14 protein-coding genes and 2 pseudogenes are annotated in these 18401 nt (G+C 69.9%); 7 read left to right on the top strand and 9 right to left on the bottom strand.

What is annotated here, in order from left to right:
- Positions 1–408: 408 nt before the first annotated feature.
- Positions 409–777 carry a hypothetical protein gene (locus H4687_RS00205; RefSeq protein ID WP_046916727.1) on the bottom strand — a complete coding sequence of 123 codons (369 nt, stop codon included), beginning with the start codon at positions 775–777 and terminating at the stop codon, positions 409–411.
- 148 nt (positions 778–925) lie between these two features.
- Here H4687_RS00205 and H4687_RS45905 point away from each other — a divergent pair, with 148 nt between their 5' ends.
- Entirely contained in the window at positions 926–1285 is a 360-nt protein-coding gene (locus H4687_RS45905) for a DUF6417 family protein (protein WP_233443636.1), read from the top strand.
- Positions 1286–1342: 57 nt separating this feature from the next.
- Here the strand turns inward: H4687_RS45905 and H4687_RS00195 are convergent, their stop codons facing one another.
- Positions 1343–2551 carry a cytochrome P450 gene (locus tag H4687_RS00195; RefSeq protein WP_233443635.1) on the bottom strand — a complete coding sequence of 403 codons (1209 nt, stop codon included), beginning with the start codon at positions 2549–2551 and terminating at the stop codon, positions 1343–1345.
- Positions 2552–2980: 429 nt separating this feature from the next.
- Positions 2981–3127: pseudogene (locus tag H4687_RS48360) on the bottom strand (DUF4158 domain-containing protein); the annotation flags it as partial.
- Positions 3128–3680: 553 nt separating this feature from the next.
- On the opposite strand from H4687_RS48360, the gene H4687_RS00185 reads away from it, so the two are divergent.
- The 5 genes from H4687_RS00185 to H4687_RS00165 all read left to right on the top strand — a co-directional run bounded on the left by H4687_RS00185 (position 3681) and on the right by H4687_RS00165 (position 8282).
- Positions 3681–3959: a hypothetical protein gene (locus tag H4687_RS00185; protein ID WP_159026198.1), complete on the top strand. Its 279-nt coding sequence runs from the start codon at positions 3681–3683 to the stop codon at positions 3957–3959.
- A 96-nt stretch (positions 3960–4055) separates the two neighbouring features.
- Positions 4056–5345 carry a hypothetical protein gene (locus H4687_RS00180; protein ID WP_050399419.1) on the top strand — a complete coding sequence of 430 codons (1290 nt, stop codon included), beginning with the start codon at positions 4056–4058 and terminating at the stop codon, positions 5343–5345.
- Between the two features lie 35 nt (positions 5346–5380).
- Entirely contained in the window at positions 5381–5659 is a 279-nt protein-coding gene (locus H4687_RS00175; protein WP_046916725.1) for a hypothetical protein, read from the top strand.
- Positions 5660–5763: 104 nt separating this feature from the next.
- A complete protein-coding gene (locus H4687_RS00170) occupies positions 5764–6909 on the top strand; it encodes a hypothetical protein (protein ID WP_046916724.1) in 1146 nt (381 codons plus the stop codon).
- Positions 6906–8282, top strand: a complete 1377-nt coding sequence (locus H4687_RS00165) for an MFS transporter (protein ID WP_050399418.1) — start codon at positions 6906–6908, stop codon at positions 8280–8282. Before H4687_RS00170 ends, H4687_RS00165 begins: the two co-directional genes overlap by 4 nt.
- Positions 8283–8475: 193 nt before the next feature.
- Here the strand turns inward: H4687_RS00165 and H4687_RS00160 are convergent, their stop codons facing one another.
- Positions 8476–9060, bottom strand: a complete 585-nt coding sequence (locus H4687_RS00160) for a hypothetical protein (RefSeq protein WP_225968444.1) — start codon at positions 9058–9060, stop codon at positions 8476–8478.
- Between H4687_RS00160 and H4687_RS00155 the strand changes: the two are divergent.
- Positions 9060–9476, top strand: a pseudogene (locus tag H4687_RS00155) (hypothetical protein); the annotation flags it as partial. The gene H4687_RS00160 and the pseudogene H4687_RS00155 sit on opposite strands and share 1 nt — an antisense overlap.
- Positions 9477–9546: 70 nt before the next feature.
- Here the strand turns inward: H4687_RS00155 and H4687_RS00150 are convergent.
- From H4687_RS00150 to H4687_RS00135, 5 genes are read right to left on the bottom strand one after another with little or no spacing between them, the layout of a single operon-like run.
- Positions 9547–9840 (bottom strand): hypothetical protein, encoded by a 294-nt coding sequence (locus H4687_RS00150; RefSeq protein ID WP_078907554.1) that lies wholly within the window; start codon positions 9838–9840, stop codon positions 9547–9549.
- Positions 9841–9865: 25 nt separating this feature from the next.
- The gene (locus H4687_RS00145; RefSeq protein WP_046917708.1) at positions 9866–15451 is read right to left on the bottom strand and encodes a CHAT domain-containing protein; all 5586 of its coding nucleotides are present in this window, start codon (positions 15449–15451) and stop codon (positions 9866–9868) included.
- On the bottom strand, positions 15438–16499 hold the full coding sequence (locus tag H4687_RS00140; protein WP_046917707.1) for a hypothetical protein: 1062 nt from the start codon (positions 16497–16499) through the stop codon (positions 15438–15440). The genes H4687_RS00145 and H4687_RS00140 overlap by 14 nt, the downstream gene beginning before the upstream one ends.
- On the bottom strand, positions 16492–16623 hold the full coding sequence (locus H4687_RS47275) for a hypothetical protein (protein ID WP_264086494.1): 132 nt from the start codon (positions 16621–16623) through the stop codon (positions 16492–16494). Before H4687_RS47275 ends, H4687_RS00140 begins: the two co-directional genes overlap by 8 nt.
- Positions 16624–16672: 49 nt before the next feature.
- Positions 16673–18382: a caspase family protein gene (locus H4687_RS00135; protein ID WP_192781634.1), complete on the bottom strand. Its 1710-nt coding sequence runs from the start codon at positions 18380–18382 to the stop codon at positions 16673–16675.
- Positions 18383–18401: the final 19 nt, after the last annotated feature.

Here is an 18401-nt window from a genome sequence, read left to right as displayed (position 1 = left end):
CTGCCCCGCGCGGCTCTGGCCCGTGCGTCCGGCACGGGAGAGGCGGCCGCGCCGCGGTGCGAGGGAGGGCGGGGCGCTGAGGCCCACCCCGCGTTCCCTGGCCAGTAGCAGATCGGCGGCGCGGCGTAGCAGATCGTTCTCCTCGGCGCTCGCGCCGCCGCGGGCGGCGGCCTCTGCATGGGTGAGGCAGTGGCGCAGTGCTCTGGTGTTGTGCTGACCCTCGACGGCCTTGCGCAGGGCCGCGAATACCTCGTGGCGGTGCGTCCGTCGCCTGGGGCGCGGCCACCGGCCGCACCGCGGCATCGGAGCGGGCCGGCGTGGCGCGGTGCGGGAAGGCGGCGAGGGGGCGGCTGCTGCTGCGCAGGCGGCGGACCTCCTCGACCGCGGGCGTGGACAGTCCCCACGGCTTCAGATGGCATTCGTCAAGGCTGAACCACTGGGTGTGGCCGTGCAGTTGGGTTCCGACCATGACGCGGCGCCCGGCGTTGTCGGTGTCGCAGCGGATGCGCAGCACGTAGCCGTCGACGGTGAGCCGGTGCGGATCGTGCGCGACGTGCGGCCCAGCACCAGCTGCGTGCCGTCCGCGGGCGCGGGCAGCGCGGCGTCCTCATTCAGCAGCACCCGCAGACAGCCGTGACCGCCCGGCTCGAACACGACCTCGCCTCCGAGCCGTTCGGCGTCTTCGGGCAGGCGCGCGGTGGCCGTGATGCTCTGCCCGGCCAGCCACGCGAGGAGCTGCTGCTTGATGTAGGGGTGGTCGGCGCCGGAGACGCCCACCGACGCCCTGCGGCACACCGCGTGCTCGGGTCCGGGAAGGTGTGCGAAGTGCGCGACCCGGCCGGCGGGCGTCCTGATCGTCAGCCGGCCTCGGCAGCCGCCCAGCCAATGCCCGCACCAGGACGTCCGCCCGACGTGGGCCTGCCGGTTGCTCTACGCCGGCTCCCGTCCCCGCCCTGCCGGCGCCGTGGACGAACCGGATACGGGACGGCGCCTGGTGGAGTTGCTGCCCTCTCAGATGGCGGCGCTGCGTCTGTTCCTCGGCCTGGCCGGCCGGCTGCGGGTGCCGGTGGCGGCAGGGCTGGCGGAGCAGGCGCGTACGGCCCGCTGTGATCGCAGCGCGCGGCGGTGGCTGTTGTACTTGACAGCCGAGCAGATGGAGTCAGTGGCGTACGGGTTCTGGCTGCATCGGATGACTGGATCGGCGATGGAGGCCAACCACTTCGCCCGCAACTACGGCATCACCCACCACCCCGCTCCACACTCCCGGTCGGTAGCCCGTTTGTAGGGGGTTCTGCCCTGCGACGCATGTGGACTCGTGTGGAGTCGTCTCCGGTGTCGTGGGTCAGGCCGCTTGGTCCCACCGCACATGCAGGGTGGTGGGTTTGCGGAAGACCAGGCCGTAGGGGGCCGCGGGGTGGCCGGGGTCGAGGCGCAGGGCGGGTAGGCGTTCGAGTAGGTGCTGGAGGGCGATGCGGGTCTCCAGGCGGGCGAGGTGCGCCGCGAGGCAGTAGTGCGGGCCGTGTGCGAAGGCCAGTTGCAGACGCGCGTTCTCGCGGCGGACGTCGAACAGGTCGGGGTCGGGGAAGACGGCCGGGTCGCGGTTGGCCCCGGTCAGGGAGACGGTGACGAGGTCGCCGCGGTGGATCGTGGCCGGGCCGAGGACGGTGTCACGGGTGGCGTAGCGGTCCACGACCGCCGCGCCGGGTTCGAGGCGCAGGGATTCTTCGATCGCGCCGTCCAGCAGGTCGGAGTTGGCCCGGACAAGGGCGAGTTGGTCGGGGTGCCGCAGCAGGTGCAGCAGCGCGTTGGTGATCATCGCTTCGGTGGTCTCGATGCCTCCGAACATCAGTACGGCGGCATTGGATGCCACCTCGGGCACTGTCAGCTGCCCGGCGGCCGAGACGAGGAGAGAGGAAGCGTGCTGGTCGGCCACGGTGGCTTCCACTGCAGTTCTCAGCTGCGCGTATGCCGCGAGACCCGCGGGGCCTGCCTCGTGGCCGGCGGTGATGTCCGAGACCGACTGCACGATGGAGTCGTACCAGGCGAGCACTGTTTCCCCGTCGGTGCCGACCAGCCCCAGGGCCTTGGTCACGACCGCGACCGCAAGGGGGCCGGCGAAGGCACGTCGCAGGTCGACGGCGCCCGTCGGCTCCAGCTCGGTGATGAGCCGGTCGGTTTCCCGCTCTATGAACGCGGCGAAACCGTCACGCACGGCCCGGGGTCGGAAGGGGGAGTTGAAGGGTTTGCGGTGCCGGGTGTGCTGGTCGCCGTCGAGCGAGAGCATGCTGGGGCCGACGATCTGCGCGGTGGAGAACCGGGGGTCATCGACGGTGAAGGTAGCGGCGTCCTGCATCACGCTGAGGGCGAGATCACGACGGGTCACCAGCCAGCCGTCCAACTCGGGGACCCAGGACACCGGCTCCCGCGCACGCAGCAGCGCCAGCCGCGGATGCGGGTCCCGGGCGAGTTCGGCGAGCGTGGTCGTGGCACCGAGCGGACAGGATTCGACGACGCTCGTGGCGCGCCTGTCGGGCAGGGATGAATCGTTCACGCTGCTGACGCTAACAAATCGCTCCGATATGCCGGGCTGGAGCCGAGGACGGCAGCCGGACCTGGTTCTGGGCGTGCCTGGCGGCATGGACCCGGTACAGGTGACCGGGAGCATCCCGGGTCTCGCCGCCTACGCGACCGAGCGCCCCGTACCCCTCCGTCCTACCGGCGGCGGATAGGTACCCCGGCCCGCCCGCGTGGCTGTGAGCGCCGCCCTGCGGATCCGCTACGAGATACGAGCCGACCTCCACCTCGGACTGCTCCAACTCGCCTGGGGGCTGACGGGGTGTCGGTCGCGGGGCGGGTGTGAGGTTGTTCCACGGATAACGCCCTATTGTCTGCGGCATCGCTGATCACGGCCTGCGGCGACGTTCTCGGGGCCGTGTGTGAAGCGGGCCCCGTTGTCTGTGGCGAGGGGGAGGCTGTGCCTGCGGTGGTGGGCCCGTCTCTTGGACTCGATCAGCTCCCGATCCGCGTCATCCAGGAAGAAGAACCGCTCCAACTCCGCAGGGGACGGCGCCCCGCGATACGCCGCGTGCGCGGCAGCCTGCTCATCCGTCAGAAACTCCGCCGGCACCCCGGACCTCCAGAACAGTCGATCAACACGACTGCCGAAGGTTCAGCCACCACAGAAGTCCAGGTCAAAGCCCTCGCAGAGGCCGGGACGGGCTTAGCGCCGCTTTTCGTTCTGATGTTCCTCAGCCCCCGGACATGACATACAACTTGCTCGTCTAGTGACACCGCCACCGCCGTGGGACAGCCTTAAGCCATCGAACGCAACACCCCCTCAGAACGGGGTGAACGCGATAACGAAGACAAAATAAGCCGATTCCTAAGGGTGGAGTTTGTCATGTCCCGGATCGCCGCAGTCCTGCTCGCATCCGCCGCTCTCATCGTCGCCGTCGGAACCTCAGGAGCCGCCTCCCACGAGGTGCCGGACGCCTGACGTACGTCCGCCGATGACGGGTTCGGCTGGGTAACGCCCCGGGTCGTGGCCAGCGACGGGTTCGGCTGGGTGGGGCCCCAGGGCGGGACCGGCACCGCGTCAGGGCGCTGGCGCCGGCCAGTTGCTCTGGCGTCGATCCCACCGGGTGGCCGGCGGTGCCAGGCCACCCGAGGACCCCATGTACATGATCACTATGCGGCTGGTCGGAACACCTGCGGCGCCCGACGACCTCAGGGAACTCCTCACCGCCCGCTTCCATTCCGCGGACCGGATCGAGCACCTCTGGACACGCGCCGACGGAGAACGGATCGACCTGGTTCTCTTCGTCCTCGCCGAATGCGAGGCCGAGGCACTGCTTACCGCCCGTGCGGCGTGTCTGCGGGCCATCGCCCACACACCACGGCTCGCAGCCTGGCGGCTGCCGGACACCACGGACGCCGACGACGGCCGCGAGTTCTGGTGACGGCGCAGGACGCCCGCCCGTACGAACGCCTCCACCCTTCTCCTCACCCCGGGCCCGCGCGTCGGCCACCACGAAGGCAAGAGAGAGGAACCCACCATGCTCGAAACCGCTGACGCAGGGCCGCGTACAGCGCTCGACCGCACCACCGAACGCCGCCACATCGGGACCTTCCAGGTCCCCGACGACGTCACCTCCATGGAGTTCTCCCTGCCGGGAGCGCGGCTGGAGACCACGAACGTGAGCGAGAGCGACGGCACGAACGGCGTCGTCCGGGTGACCCGCATCTCGAACGGACCGGGCATCACCGACTACGTCACCCACGAGAAGGACTTCGCCTACTCCGCCTACGGCATCCACGTAGGCCAGGACGACCGGCTCACCTTCTTCGGCGAGGGCCAGCGGATCACCGTGCACCTGATCGACTGCCGCGAGGACTCGCCCCAGCTCGGCGACGAGATCACCATCGAGATGGCCGTCTCGCCCTACCGGGTCCTGATCATCCCCAAGGGCGTCGCCCACACCCTCGACGGACTGGGCGGAGTCGTCACCCGCGACGAACCGGTCTGGTACGCCGACCAGAACCCCGACTGGGAACCGGACAACGACCTCATCTCCTTCCTGCGTTCCTCGCAGCAGGCTCCCGTGGTGCGCACCAACCGCCACGAGCTGCCGGTCGCCGCCCACCTGCTGCTTTCCCGGATGTCCCAGCAGACCAACGCGCAGGACCAGGGCGCCTACGCCGCCCGGTACCGCGTCTCCATCGGCGGCAGCACCACCTACGCGACGCTCAGGCCGACGTGGCGGGCCGCCGAGACCGCAGACGACGTCCACGCGTGGGCCTCCCGCAACAACTTCGTGCTGACGGGCCCGGAGTCCTTCACCGTCGTGCCCTCCACCGACAGCTGCACCTCCGACGTCCTCGAAGTGGACCTCGACGGCCACCCGGCCGGGGACGGCCCCGACGCCGGCGAGGGCAGCGCCGAGGCCGGCGAGGGCAGCGCCGTCGGCCGGTTCGTCCGCCACGAATACTCCCGCCGCCGCCTCACCTGGCTGGCGGGCAGCACGGACGCGCAGATCGAGGTAGTGACCGCGGACGGCGAACGCTCCGTGATCCGCCTCGGGGACCCCACCATCGGGGTCCGCGTCCCCCCTGGAACCTGGTACCGGCTCACCGGAACAGGCCGTGTCTGGCTCCGCTCCGAGATGGAACTCCTGGACCTCGAACCCTGGGCCCTGGACCACCCTCTCGGCCGCGACGTCACCACCGCCGACCCGTCCGAAGCCGGCGCCAGCAGGCCCGAGCAGGACAGCGACCGCTACCTGCCCGGACCGGCTCTCCACGCGCTGGCGCGCATGGAAGCCAAGGCAATATCGCTCACCCGCTGAAACCCGACTGAAGAACCCACCGAAGGGAACACATCATGTCGATCACCAGTGTCGAGACCGCCGCCTGGAAGACCGAGCTCGCCGCCATGTCCGGTGACGTCACCGACCCCGCCGCCCGCGCTGCCCTGGAGAGCCTGAGCTCCGCGCTGGAGCCCTACTTCGAGACCCCGGAGTACTTCCGCAGCATCCTCGGCAAGATCGCCTCGTCGATGATCGACGCCGACACGGAGGAGCAGATCACCTCGCGCTCCTTCCGTGACCTCGCGGAGTTCAAGGCCGCCCTCCCGGAGGGCGTCGTCGTCACCACCGTCTGATCACCGCGGTAGTCGTCGGGGGCGGGTCCACCGGTCCGGTGTACCCGCCCCCAGGCACTTGCGACCACTTCGGATCCCCGCACTGCAGAGAGGAACGCTGCCCCATGTCCGCCCTCCCCAAGCCGCACCTGATCATGACCAAGACCCGCACGACGGGCAAGGACTCCGGCCTCCCGGGAGCGCGGCGCATCCGGTCCTCCCGCAACGACCGGCCGTACCACTACATGGTGCACAGCCCGCACTTCGCGTACGAGGAGTACGCGGTACACCTCGGCCAGTACGACCGGCTCTCCTTCTACGGCCCGGTGGGCGCCGAACCCGTCACCGTCCACATGTACGACTGCCGGGCCAACTCACCGGAGTACGACCGGAAGCTGGAGATCGACGTCCCGGCCGACGGGTCGTGCGTACTGGCCGTCCCGCCGGGCTACGCGCACTGGTTCGAGCGGCTCGGCACCGTGACCACCCGCAACGACTACTCCCTCCACGCGCCCAAGGACCCCGCCTCGCAGTGGTCCCCGCTCGACGACAACGCCACCTACTGCGTCGCCGACATGGACCGCGCGCGCCCCCGGGCTATAGCCAACACCGTCGAGCTGCCGACGGCGGCCCAGTTCCTGATCTCCAAGCTGGTGTCCCGCAGCTGGCTCGGCGGCGCGACCGAGCAGGGCGTCGTCGCCTCCGCCGAGATCGGCGGCGAACTCCACCGCTACTTCATCGACCGGGACCTCGCCGGACAGCAGCCCGTCCTGCCCGCCTCCGACCTCGCCACCGTCACCGCCGCGGTCGGCTCCTACCAGTCCATCCGCGACGACTCGTACGGCATCGGCTCCAACGTCGAAAACGGGCTCGCCGACACCATGGTCCACGACATTCCGGCATCCTGGCCGCAGTACTTCAGCGCCCACCCCCATCTCACGCTGAAGCTGTCCCCGCTGCTGTACGACAATCCCGAGATGGAACTCCAGCTCATCGACCGCCGCGCGGACTCTCCCACCTTCGGGGCCAGCCAGATCCTCCCCTTCCCGCAGGACTCGCGGGTCGTCCTGACGATCGAACCGGGTGTGCTCATGCGGGCCCGGGGCAGCGGGACGCTCCACTACCGGGTGGAGTACGAGGTCCACGACTCCCTCGGCGCGCGCCTGCCCGAGCTCTTCGTCCCGGTACCCGCCGACGGATCACTGCCGACCTTCGACGCGCCGGGTGCCGCTCTCGCGGGCAACGTCGTCCGAGAGCTGGCCTACCAGTGACGGCGACCGAGCAGGCGCCGCGCACCGGCCGCACCGTGCTCCCCATCGCGTCACGCCGGCTGACGCTGCTCCTCGTGGTCTTCGCGGTGCTCGTCATGTCCCGTTCCATGAGCGAGGGCATCTACGACATCGCGTTCGCCAACCTGGCCCTGGACCTCTCCGGCCTGGTCAGCACGGTCGGCCTGGTGTACTGCGTGGGCTACGGCGTGGAGGTCGTCGCCTCCATCGCGGCCGGCCCCCTGCTGGACCGGGGCAACCCCAAGACCGTCCTGGTCGTGGCCTACCTCGTCAAGATCGGCGTTTTCGTCTTCATCGGCATCGGCTCCACGTTCCTCTCGTCCCACCTGTGGGCGATCGTCGTCGCGGCGGCCACGGTGGACCTCGTCCACCACATCGGGGAGATGGCCCTGTTCGTGCTCCTGCCGCGGATCCTCGACGCCAAGACCCTCGTCCGCGTCCAGGGCATCGGCGGAACCATCCGCTCGGCCGCCGAACTGCTCTCCCCGGTCGTCGCGGGCCTGGTCATCGCCCTGCTCCCCGGCTCCCGGGCCCTCCTCGTCGCCGCCGGCCTCCAAGTCCTCGCCCTGGCCGTCTTCGCCGGCTTCATCGCCGTCGTGGCCCGGCAGCCGGGATCCGCGCACCCGAAGTCCGTCCACGCACAGGACTCCGGCGCGACGACCGGCGTGAAGACCGCCGGCACCATGCCCGAAGAGGAACCCGCCCCCGCCCCCCTCCCGTCCCGCCGCGCGGTGGCCAGGACACTCGCCTCCAGCCCGGCCTGGCGCCGCTTCCTCACCTTCCACGCCCTGACCGTGCTCGCCCTCTCGACGGTCATCCTCTCCCTGCTGCCCCTCATGAGGGAGACCTTCGACATGTCGCCGGCCCGCGCCGGCTCCTTCCTGGCGTTCACCACCATCGGAGCCATCATCGGCGGCCTCGTCGTCGCCAAGGCCGGCCCGGAGGGCATCTACTCAAGCCTGCGCTGGGCCACCGCCCTCGCGGGCACCGGCACCCTGACGGCGGCACTGCTCGGCGGGACGCAGTGGATCCTCGCGGCCGCCCTCGTCCTCTTCGGCCTCGGCTTCACCGTGTACCTCAGGTCGGCCGGACTCCTCGTCCAGCTCCGTGCCCCCGCCGCCCTGCTCGGCACCTGGCACGGGCTCCTCGACGCCGTCATCCGCACGGTCAGCGCCGGGGCGATCCTCGCCACCGGCTTCCTCTTCGACCGCATCGGAGGCAGGCCGGTCTACCTCGTCTTCGGCGCGCTCCTCCTGCTCACCGCAGCCCTCTGGTCCACCTTCGGCACCCAGGACCGACACAACCTCGGCTCGACCCCCCTGCACCCCACACCCACACCCACACCCGCCCCGTAAAGTGCCAGTGCGAACTCCTGCACTTTCCGGCCGCCTGGCCGCCCTCCCTCAACACCACCCACCAAACCCACAGTGGACCGCAGTGTCAGGGCCACTGCCCGGCCGCCGCCGGGTGCGTCAGTCTTCGCTACGGCCTACGGCGAGTATCTGTGACAGCTCTTCGGCGGGCAGGCCGGACCACTGGGCTACCTCCTCAAGCGCCACCCCGGCCGCGACGGCCGCGGCGGCGGCATGCAGCACGGCCCGGTCGATCAGCCCGGCACTCTGGCTGAGGTGCTCCAGCAGTCACCACCCCGGGGAAGACGGCCGCGTCCCGGCCCACAATCCGCCACCGCTCCAGCTCCATCCCGGCGTTGCCGCCCGCGATCTGGTCCAGCCGCCGCGGCCAGATGGTCTCGCACTCCCAGTGCAGAGCCTGCTCCCACCACCGGGCCACCACCGCGTGCGCCAGAGCGAACACTCTCTCCGGCTCGACTCCGGCCCGTACCGCCCGCCGCGCCACCTTGGCCCACCGCCGCTGCGCCGCGGCCACTTCCGGCACACCGCGCAGGTCGAGGCACTCGAGGGTCTGGCCGGCGTCCGCGTCCAGCAGCCACCGCCGGTACCGGGCGCACACCCGCTCCCACCGCGGCGCGTACCGCACCACCCGCACGGCCGTCCCCGTACGCCGGGCCGCGCACAGGCGGCAGCCGAAGGCGACCGGCCCGGCGACCGCGCCGCCACAAGTCCCGTCCAGCAGCCCCCGCCACGCAACAGCGTCGACCAGCCACTGAGCCACCCCGCAGCGAGCGGGGCCTTCTGACGGCGTACTGGGCTCTGTCCGGGTACGGTCTGCGCGCCTCCCGGGCGCTGGCCTGGCTGGGCGTTGCCATGTGCCTCACCGTCATGCTGCTGATGGCGTTCGGCCTGGCGCAGGACACCCTGAAGCAGACCGCGACCGGCACCGTCCCGGCCGGCGGCGGCACCGTCACCTTCGAGATCGACAAGGACGATCCGCAGAACCCCACCGGCGACCGGTTCACCGGCGAGCGCTTCGAGAAGTCCTTGAACGTCACGTTGAACTCGGTGGTGTTCCGCTCCTCCGGCCAGGACCTGACCACTGCCGGCACGTACATCGAGATGACCTCGCGCCTGAGCGAACCCGTCCTGCTGGGCCTGGCCGTCCTCGCCGTCCGCAACCGCGTCAAACGCTGACCCGTCGGATACCGCCCGCACCGGCATCCGCCCTGCTCCCTGCTCCCTGGCGAGAGTGTGCTGGGGGAGGTCAGCGGGCGCGGGTGACCTCGATGACGGTGTCCGGGCAGGCGGTGGGGACTTCGGCGAGCGCGGCCTGCTCCGTCGGGTCGACGGCCAGTGCCCAGCGGGTCTTGATGGCGATCCAGTCGGTGGCGTACGTGCAGTGGTAGTCCTGGGCCGGCGGTTGCCAGGTGGTGGGGTCCTGGTCGGCCTTGGATCGGTTGGAAGCGCGCAGGTTCCTGGAATCCTGGACTGCGTAAGCGAGGAACCCGCATGCCGACGCTCGTCTCCTGCCATTTCGGCGGCGGGTTCGTCCCGGCAAATTGGCCTCCCGGAAAGGCCGCCTGTTAGCTCGTGCCGAGGTCGTGGAGCCGGTGGGGTGGGGGGCGGAAGCGGTTACGGGGGCAGCCGTAGAGGGCGTAGGCGGACCAGGTTGGGTCGCCGCGTTCGTAGGCGTGGAGCCTGGCGTGCCGGAGGGCTTCTCCGACGGGCATGCCTTCCCAGAGGGTGGTGTAGAAGACTTCGGCGAAGAGGCGGGAGCCGGCGTCGAATACTGGCCAGAGGCTGCCGAGATAGTTGCCGGCGCCTGCTGCGAGGAATGCCGCGGCGATGCCCGTCCACAGGACACCATCCGAGGACGTGGTCGGGGTGAGCAGCCCGGATTCGCAGGCGTTTCCGAACACGAGGGGGTGGGCGCCGAGGACTGCGGTGAACGTGCTCGGGGTGAGGATGCCTTCGCGGAAGACTAGGCCGCTTTGGTCGGGGTCGTTTCTGACGAAGCGGCAGTGCCCGGCGAAATGGAGGACGGCGGCGCCGGGGGCCGCCTGGAGGAAGCCGGTGAGGTCGTCGACCAGGCGGACGTGGACACGAGGCTGGGCGGCGAGTTGGTCGCGCAGGGCGAGAATCTCGGCCCGTGCGTCGGGGACGGTCTTGTCAGGGATGGCGTCGGAGCAGTCGGTGAGGACCGCGTGGACGTTGACGGGCCGGGTGATGTCCTCGGAGAGAGCGGCGCGGGCGATGAGCAGTGCCGTCGAAGCCAGGTCAGGGCCTGCGAGCCTGCCGAGGGCGAAGCGGGTGGCGAGCGGTGGGGTTCCGACGAGTTCGATGGGAAATCCGGCAAAGGGGGTGACCAGCGAGACATAGGTGGGCGACAGCAGATCCAGGTCGGCCAGGGTCGCGGGAAAGAGGTCGGCGAGTTCTGAGGGCAAGGTGTCGGCTTCGTCGGCGAGGAAGTCGCGGGTGATCGGACTGCGGCTGTTGCCGGATCCGGCGGTGGCCAGCGTTTCGGCCCGGCCTCCGATGTGCGGGTCGATGGGTTCGGCCATGAGATAGAGCGGGGCGTTGAGCGCGGCGGCATAGCTCGCGGCGAGGTAGGCGTACGCTCGTTGGGCCGGGTCCTGCGGGCCGAGCAGAACGTAGTCGGCGGGGCCGGTCTCTGCGAGGAGTTCGGTGCTGCTGACCAGGTGCGGATGGGTGCGTGGCAGGTCGGCGATCCGGCGTCCGTGGTCCTCACGCGCTAGCTCTTGGAACATGAGCGCTATCGCGGCGGGATCCTCGGGAAGCGGCAGAACGGTCCACGGGCCGCTAGGCACGGCGCCGGTGAGTGATTGCCGGATATGGACCTCGGGCGGGTTCAGGCGCTCCAGCAGGGCGAACGACTCGTCGTTCGGGGGGAGGACGATTGCTCCGGTGAGGCGGGCATGGGGGAGCGCGGCGATCGCGGCGGCTTCGTCGTGGTGGCGGATGTGGACGGGACGGCGTGCCATGGTCGCGTGGAGGGCCTCGAAGACTGACGCCGTCTGCGGTGAGGAGTGAAGGATTGTCTGGCCGTGCACGCTGGTGCCCAGGAGGGACACGTAGCGGTCGAGGTAGGTGTCCCATTCGACCGGTCCGTCGAACACGATCTGCCGCAGGCGTGCCCCGACCGGGTTGCCTTTCATGTTGATATAGGTGGGCCGCCCTTCGAGCACGACGGGGATGTTCTCGGTGTCCCGCCGCCGGGCGGCTGCTAGGTCGAGGCCGATCTGCGCGGCCGCCGCTGCCAGGTCGCGGGGGACGACAACGATCTGCAGGTGATCGGCGGGCCGGTAGGCCGCGTTCGCCGAGGACGCGGCGCGCAGGAGGTAGCGGGCTCCAGGCGCTTCCTCCAGCCACTGAATGAAGGTTGCCTGCGCTTGCGCGGCGCGATCAGCCTCGTCCCGTTCCACCAGCCAGAGCATGCCTCGTCGCGCGTCGAACAGGTCCCCGAGCAGCCCGACGGCGTCCTCGATGTCGTCGGGCACACCGACCAAGACGATCTCCCGTGACCGGACTTCGTTGAGAAGGTTCCTGGCGCCGGTGTCGAGTCGGTCGCGAAAGTAGAAGAGCGGGCTGAAGGTGTGGACGGCGTTGGCGGGGAAGCTGATGCTCGGGGTTGCGTGGGTGAAGGACGCGGCACAGACCGACGCCGCAGCGCTGCCATCGTCCTTGACAATGAAGGCCGCGTCGGAGGAGGCGATCCGCGGGGTGCTCCTGATGAGAAGGTCGATCTCGCGGGTACGCATGACCAGTTCGCGATCCTCGGCCAGTACCTCCCCGGCATCGGCGAACGGGATACTGACCTCGATGGTAATGCCCTGCTCGCCGAAGACCAGCACCTGAGCGTCGTCGGTGACGTTGCCGGTGGCGCCGGTGTCCAAGGTGCCGGAGACCGGGTCGTACAGGCCCTGATAGGGCATGTTCAGACCGATGGCGGTATCGCCAGTGCCGTCGTGGGCAAGGTTTACCAGCCAGGTCTCCCAGGTTCCGGTCGGGAGCCGGAAGGCCTCGAAGGAGACGAAGGCGCTGTCAACGGTGCCGGTGCCGCGGGCGACGAGTACCTCGCCGGGCAGGTCGTCCCAGGAGACCATGGGCGACAGGTGGCGCAGAGGGTTCAGGCTGACCGTTCGGAGATGGTGGATGTCGCGCCGCTCGCAGCGCAGTTCGTCGATGCGCAGCCCCGTGAGCTGGACAGCGCGTTGCAAGGACGGCAGGACGAACGAGAGCCGGTCGTCGTCGGGCTCGACAAACAGTCCGTTGACCAGAAGACCGTCGGCACGCCGTTCGAACTCGTGAGACAGTCGGTAGGGGAGTGCCAGAGCCCTGAGCAGCGGAGATCGGCTACGTCCGAGATTCTGCAGCATCCGGGAGGCGAGGCTGAGCTGGTCTTCGCCAGCGCTGCCGGTGGTGTGCGCGTCAACCAGGGCGAGCGCCTGCCAGAGAGGCCGTAGCTCGGCGGGTTCGGATAGTTGGTTGGGGAAGGCGGCGAACATGCCGGAGTCTTCGAGCGCGTCGGTGAGTTCGACCAGGAGCGCGAGCGCGTGGCGGGCATGTGCGCGGGGGATGCCGTTGCGCCATTGGCTGAGGCTCCACAGACGGACGGCGGCCTCGACGCAGTTCAGGACCAGGGTGGGATTGCCGCCGACGGCGGTCCGCGCTGCGTGGGAGATGCCGGCCAGGGCGCTGCCCGCCCAGTCGCTGATCAGCCAGTCCGTCCTGATGTGGTCGCCTGCGAAGGCGCGCAGCCAGTCGTAGAACGCTTCGGTCAGATCCCCGCCGGCCCAGTAGCGTTCGAGGGCGTACCGGTCGCACAGATCCATGGTGACGGCGGCCGCCTTAAGCAGGGTGGCGGCGTGGTGTTCCGGGGAGTCGCTCTGGTCCGCCAGTTCGGCCGCGTGGTGGTAGGCCTCCAGAGCCGACCGGTACCAGTGCGCGGATTCCACCGGCTTGTGGGAGATCAGCCGGGCGTCATAGGTGGCCAGGGCGAGGGCCATGCGGGTCGCGCCGAGGTTGCTGTAGTCGATGAACCGGGTGTCGGTGCCCCTGCCGATGTTCTCCTCGTCGATGCGGGTGGCTTCGAGGAACAGGTCATGGGCTTTGTGGAGCGTCGCGATCCGTTCGTCGTCCTGGTGCATGTCGGCGACGGTCAGTTGGCACAGCGCCAGGTTGTTGGCGCGGGTGGAGTAAGTGAGCGGTTCCTGTTCAGGGTCGGTGCGCAGCAGCGTCTCGGCGAGCAGGTCGGCCGCGAGCTGGAAAACCTCGCGCGAGGCCCGGCGGTCGGAGAAGTGGGCGGCCATGGCATGCCCGAGATTGGCCGCGGAGTTCAGGACGAGCCGGTGGCCCGCCCGCTGCGGCCCGCGGACAGCGGCCAGCAGACCGGGGCCGAACCGCACACCGTACCGGAGGATCTGGAGGGCCAGGCCCTCGCTGAGATCCGGGTGGAGTTCGATGCTCGAGCTCAGGGCGAGGCCTAGGTATCCGGCGGTCAGCAGCGAGGGCAGGCCTCCAGGGTCCCGGCGTTCGTGTTCGTCGAGTTCGGCGCTCAACAGGGCCGAGGCCTGCGCCCAGTCTTGCTCGCCGATCATGCGCAGGGCCGCTTCGGACAGGAATTCAGGGATGTCCAGGGCGTCTTGTGATGGGAGGTCGGGCTCGTTGGGGGGGCGTGACTCGGCGGGGCGGTTCTGGCCGCAGACCCGTGACAGCGCGGTCTGCAGGGGCCGGTGCCCGATTGCCCCGGCGGCCCTGGCACCGGATTCCGCGATCGCGTCCGCTTCGGTCGGCGCGCCCTGAGCCGTCATCTCTTCCAACAAGTGCAGCAGTACGTCGATGGCCCGGTCCTGGATGCGCCAGTCCACGAGATCGCAGATCGCGATTAGCTCTATCAGTGCATGTGCCCGCTCGGCCGCAGAGGGCCGGGCCAGGGCGTCGGCGAGCACCGCTTCGAGGCGAGGGTCAGCGTCCGGGTCGTGGCGTGCCACGATCGCGGCGAGCCTGATCTCCAGGTGCGGCTCGTCCGGGGTCCATCGCGGCAGGGAGTTCAGGGCCGCCTCGATCTGCTCCTGGGAGACGGCGGCGTCGACGCGGGACACGACGTCGCGGGCCCGGGAACTCTGGGCCGCGGTGACGTATTGCTCGGCCGCCGCCGCCCATTCGGCCTCATCGAGCTGGTAGCGCAGGGGGATCAGGTCTCCGACGAGCCATTCCACGTCGTCGTCGGTGTCGGGCTCCCACAGCTCGGCTCTCAGGCCTTCGACTTGTGCCACCTGTCCGGCCAACCGGTCGGGGTCATCGGCTGAGTCCACAACACGATCGATCAAGTCGTGCACCCGCTGGTCCCGGGACTGTGTTTCGCTGAAGTTGCGCAGGCTTCCGTCGGCGTTCACGTTCTCCAGGAGCAAGGAGCCGTGACGCACGCCGATGTCGTGCATCTTGGCGAGGTTGGCGGCGAGCTTCTGGATCATCTGTGAACGGTCCTGGGACGGATCCGCGGGCGGCTGGCTCGGCCGGTTCAGAACCCGGTACCTTGCCCTGAACTGCAGGGCCTGCAGCCATTCTCCGCGTTTGCCGGCCGCCGCGGTGAGGAGCGTGAGGCTGTGCTGGAATCGCAGTCCCGCGGTTTCGGTGAGTGCTGTCAGCCCAGCCTGGTCTGCCGCGGTCATCAGCGTTTCGACCTGGTCGAGGAGCCGTTCGCACCGGGGCCAGTCCACGGCTCCGGGTGCGCGTGATGGCCGTGGCCGGGTGCGTGCGCCGACGATGAAGACCGGCAGCAGCGACAGGGCGTCGGAGGGATTCGGCGGACGCTCCTCGATCATCGTGAGGAAATGCGAGGTGTCCCAGTCGGGCGTCGGGACGGGGCCGGTCAGGGCTTCGATATGAGAGGGGGCTCCGAGCGCGGGGAGAAGGCGGACCACGTCGAGGAGCGCGGCGAGCTGGTGCCAGCCCGCCTCGGCGAACCGGGTGCGGAGGTCAGCGGCGCGCAGAGCGGCCGTGATGTCGTCCGGCAGAGACAGGCATTCCACGGCGGCGTCGAAAAGCGCGGCGTCCGGGCCATCGATCGCCGGTGGCGGCTCGTCCGTGCCCTGGTCGAGGGCGTCTCGGAACCAGCCGGCCGCCTGCTCCCGGTCAGAAAGGCGCATGGGTGTGGACCTCCCGGGGAGGGTCGCCAGCGTAGATCTCGTGCAGGACCATGTCGTGCAGGGGCGGCATCCACAGGCGCGTGCCGGGCACGAGCAGCAGGCCGGGGACGTCCGCTAGGCCCGTCAGGGCGGTTTCCGCACGGTGGAGGGCCAGTTCAGGTGCTGCGGTGACCGTGGCGATGACGGTGTCGCCCGGGTAGAGGCCGGTGACCAGGGTGAGCCCTTCGGGAGCCAGTGTGATCCCGTCGACGGTCGCCAGGGCGGCGTCCCGGTGGGAGGCGCCGAGGCTTCGCGCGGCGTGGAGGACGGGGGCGAACTCCCTTTCGAGGTCGATCGGGCCGTCGAGCAGCCGGGCGCGGACCTCGCACGCGGACCGGGCGAGCTCCACGACGTCAGGGAATCCGAGCAGCCGCGGCGGGAGCTCGTTGAGGAGGAATGCCTCGGCTTCGGCGAACCTGGCCCACTGCGGCTCGGTTTCCGCCGCCCAGATCCGGCTGGCCTCGGGCAGAAAGAACGCGGGATGACCTCCGCCGGCTGTGGCGCTGGCCAGGGCCATTGCCATCAGCCTCTCGTAGGAGGCGAGTTCGTCAGAGGGTGTTCCGAGGTTGCTCAACCTGCGGTCGATGCTGTCGAGGTGGCCGGCCAGACCCGCGTCGAGTAACTGGCGGGTGATCGCGTCAGGGAGCCCGTAGCGGGGCACGTCCGCTGGGGGATCGGCTTCCTCGTACAGGAACAACAGTCCGAGATCGCTGAGGTACTGCAGCAAGGGAAGTTCATCGACGAACGACACAGGTGCGAAGCTGACGAGCTGGTATTCGGGGATCTCATAGGGGTGGCGGTGGGGGACAATCGCCCCTCTGCGGATCTCCTCCATGATGAGGCCGACGAGGTCGCCCGGGTAGCCGACCTCGCCGTGCAGGACGGCCAGGACGGTGAGCCGCCGTGTGGGCGTCCACCAGGCCAGCCCGTTCCGGTCCTCGAAGATCTTGAACAGCAGGCGGGCGAGCCTGCGGTCGGCATACGCCCTGGGGGCCTGCCGCCTATGCATGGGGGGAATTCTTCGGCAGGTGGGTGCGGACTTCGAGGATCGAGGTCGTCCATTCGTAGACCTCTTGCGGCGCGTCGCCGAAGTCGCGGCGCAGCGCCAGGGTCTCCAGGATTCCTCCGCCCACTGCGCGGACGGAAGGGTGTGCGCCGTCGAGGACGGGAAGCTCGAAGGCGTCACTGGAGAATCGGCGTTCGGGCGGCTACCACCTTGAGCCAGTCACGGACTTCGGGTTCGGCACGGGAGAGCCGTTCGCGGGGGATCGACACACTCACCGGTCGGCCTCCGTGGGCGACCGCGGTTCCGCCCGCCGGAATGTGGTCGCCGGAGAAGAGCCCGGCATGGCAGCGATAGCGGTCGGTCAGGTTCAGCAGCGCGACGAACAGCGGCCGGTCGCTCAGGTTGTGAAGGTAGACGTAGACCTGGGGTGTCTGGTGGGCTGAGGGGTAGGGCAGGTGGACGGCGCCGTCTACCGCTGGCGTCAGGGGTGCGCGGGTACCGGGCCGCGGTGGGGATTCCCCGGGGAGCGCCGTGAGGAGTTCCACCGAGACCGATCCCGGAAGGCGGGTGAGGGGATTGTCGAGCCTGCGCAGCGTGTGCCACCGGGCGAGGTGGTCCAGGCGCGACACGGTGCGCCTGGCTCCGGCGGCAGTCGCGGGGCAGGGATCCGCCAGCGGTGTGCCGTCAGCCCGCGTGACGGTGAGGGTGTCGGAGGTGGCCAGCACGAGGAACCGGTCGCCTTCGGGGCCGGGATCCGCACCCTCCGCGGTATGTGCGGATCCGTCGAGCGCTTCGCGCACCAGGGCGATCGCCGTCAGATCCCCCTGGAGATCGACTAATGCCGGCGGCAGAGGAACGCCGACAATTCGCACCGGATGGCGGTCGGCCGGGTCCAACCCGTCGGCGCCAGCGACGCGGCAGCGGACGGGCTCGACTTCGGTCACCGTCACCCGGGAGAGCGGTGCCGTGTCCACCGCAAGCGTTGTGGTGAGTTCGCCTATCGGTGGCACGATGCCGTGGATCGAGCCGGCGTTGAGCCACCAGGACCCCCGGTAGCGCTCCACTAGCAGGTCGAAGACGCGAGGCGTGGCGATCCCGCCCAGCACGGGCTGGTCGAGATCGTCCGGTTCGGCGGCGAAGGCCACTGGATCCTGGCCGTGAACCCGGTCGCGGACGCCCACCGCGGCCGCTCCGATCAGGTCGCGGTAGGTGACGGAGCGGCCGAGCCGGGACAGAGCCCGTTGGAGGACGACCGAGAAGACCCCGCGGACGCTTCCCCCGATCCACATCTCGGCGGCCGTCTGCCCGGACTCGCAGGCGGCCAGGCTCACATGCCGGGCTGTCTGCGGCAGGGCCCCTGCGGCGAGCGCCGCCCGGACACCGGGGGTATAGGACGACAGGGGGCGCGGTCGGGTGACCGGTGAAGCGGCACGGATTCGCCGCTGGCCGTGGGCCTCCCGTGTGGCGCCGCCCGAATGGCAGGAGTCGAGGACCGCGAGGACATGCGCCCCACCCGCCGCGACCCCGCCGAGCAACTCGTTGAGCTCCTTGTCGGCGAGATCCGGCAGGCCGCCAGTGCGGCTGTCGGCGCACACCAGCGTTTGCTGGAATCCGCTGGGCTCCAGATGCCAGAACCGCTCCTCCACTGGTTCCTGCGACCCGTGACCGGCGAAACAGAAGAGCGCGGTATCGCCTGGTCCCGCTTGTGTCAGGTGCCGAGTGAACCCATCCATGACGTTCTCGCGGGTCGCGTCCGCGTCGAGGAGGACATGCGCCCGCAGCCCTTGCGGCCCGGCGAGCGCCCCGAAGTACTCCGCGAAAGCCCGTACATCTGCCACACATCCCTGCAGCGGCGAAACCGGTCCGCTGTACTCGTCGATCCCCACGAAGAGTGCGTACAACGCC

Source organism: Streptomyces stelliscabiei, from assembly GCF_014873495.1.
In the GTDB taxonomy this organism is placed as follows: domain Bacteria; phylum Actinomycetota; class Actinomycetes; order Streptomycetales; family Streptomycetaceae; genus Streptomyces; species Streptomyces bottropensis.
The sequence above is the reverse complement of the archived record's forward strand: the minus strand, read 5'-3'. Positions and strand labels throughout refer to the sequence as shown.

What these genes read in the sequence shown, in the direction of transcription:
- H4687_RS00185 (WP_159026198.1), top strand. Translation starts at nt 3,681, where the DNA reads ATGATCACTATGCGGCTGGTCGGAACACCTGCGGCGCCCGACGACCTC.
- H4687_RS00180 (WP_050399419.1), top strand. Translation starts at nt 4,056, where the DNA reads ATGCTCGAAACCGCTGACGCAGGGCCGCGTACAGCGCTCGACCGCACC.
- H4687_RS00175 (WP_046916725.1), top strand. Translation starts at nt 5,381, where the DNA reads ATGTCGATCACCAGTGTCGAGACCGCCGCCTGGAAGACCGAGCTCGCC.
- H4687_RS00170 (WP_046916724.1), top strand. Translation starts at nt 5,764, where the DNA reads ATGTCCGCCCTCCCCAAGCCGCACCTGATCATGACCAAGACCCGCACG.
- H4687_RS00145 (WP_046917708.1), bottom strand. Translation starts at nt 15,451, where the DNA reads ATGCGCCTTTCTGACCGGGAGCAGGCGGCCGGCTGGTTCCGAGACGCC.
- H4687_RS00140 (WP_046917707.1), bottom strand. Translation starts at nt 16,499, where the DNA reads ATGCATAGGCGGCAGGCCCCCAGGGCGTATGCCGACCGCAGGCTCGCC.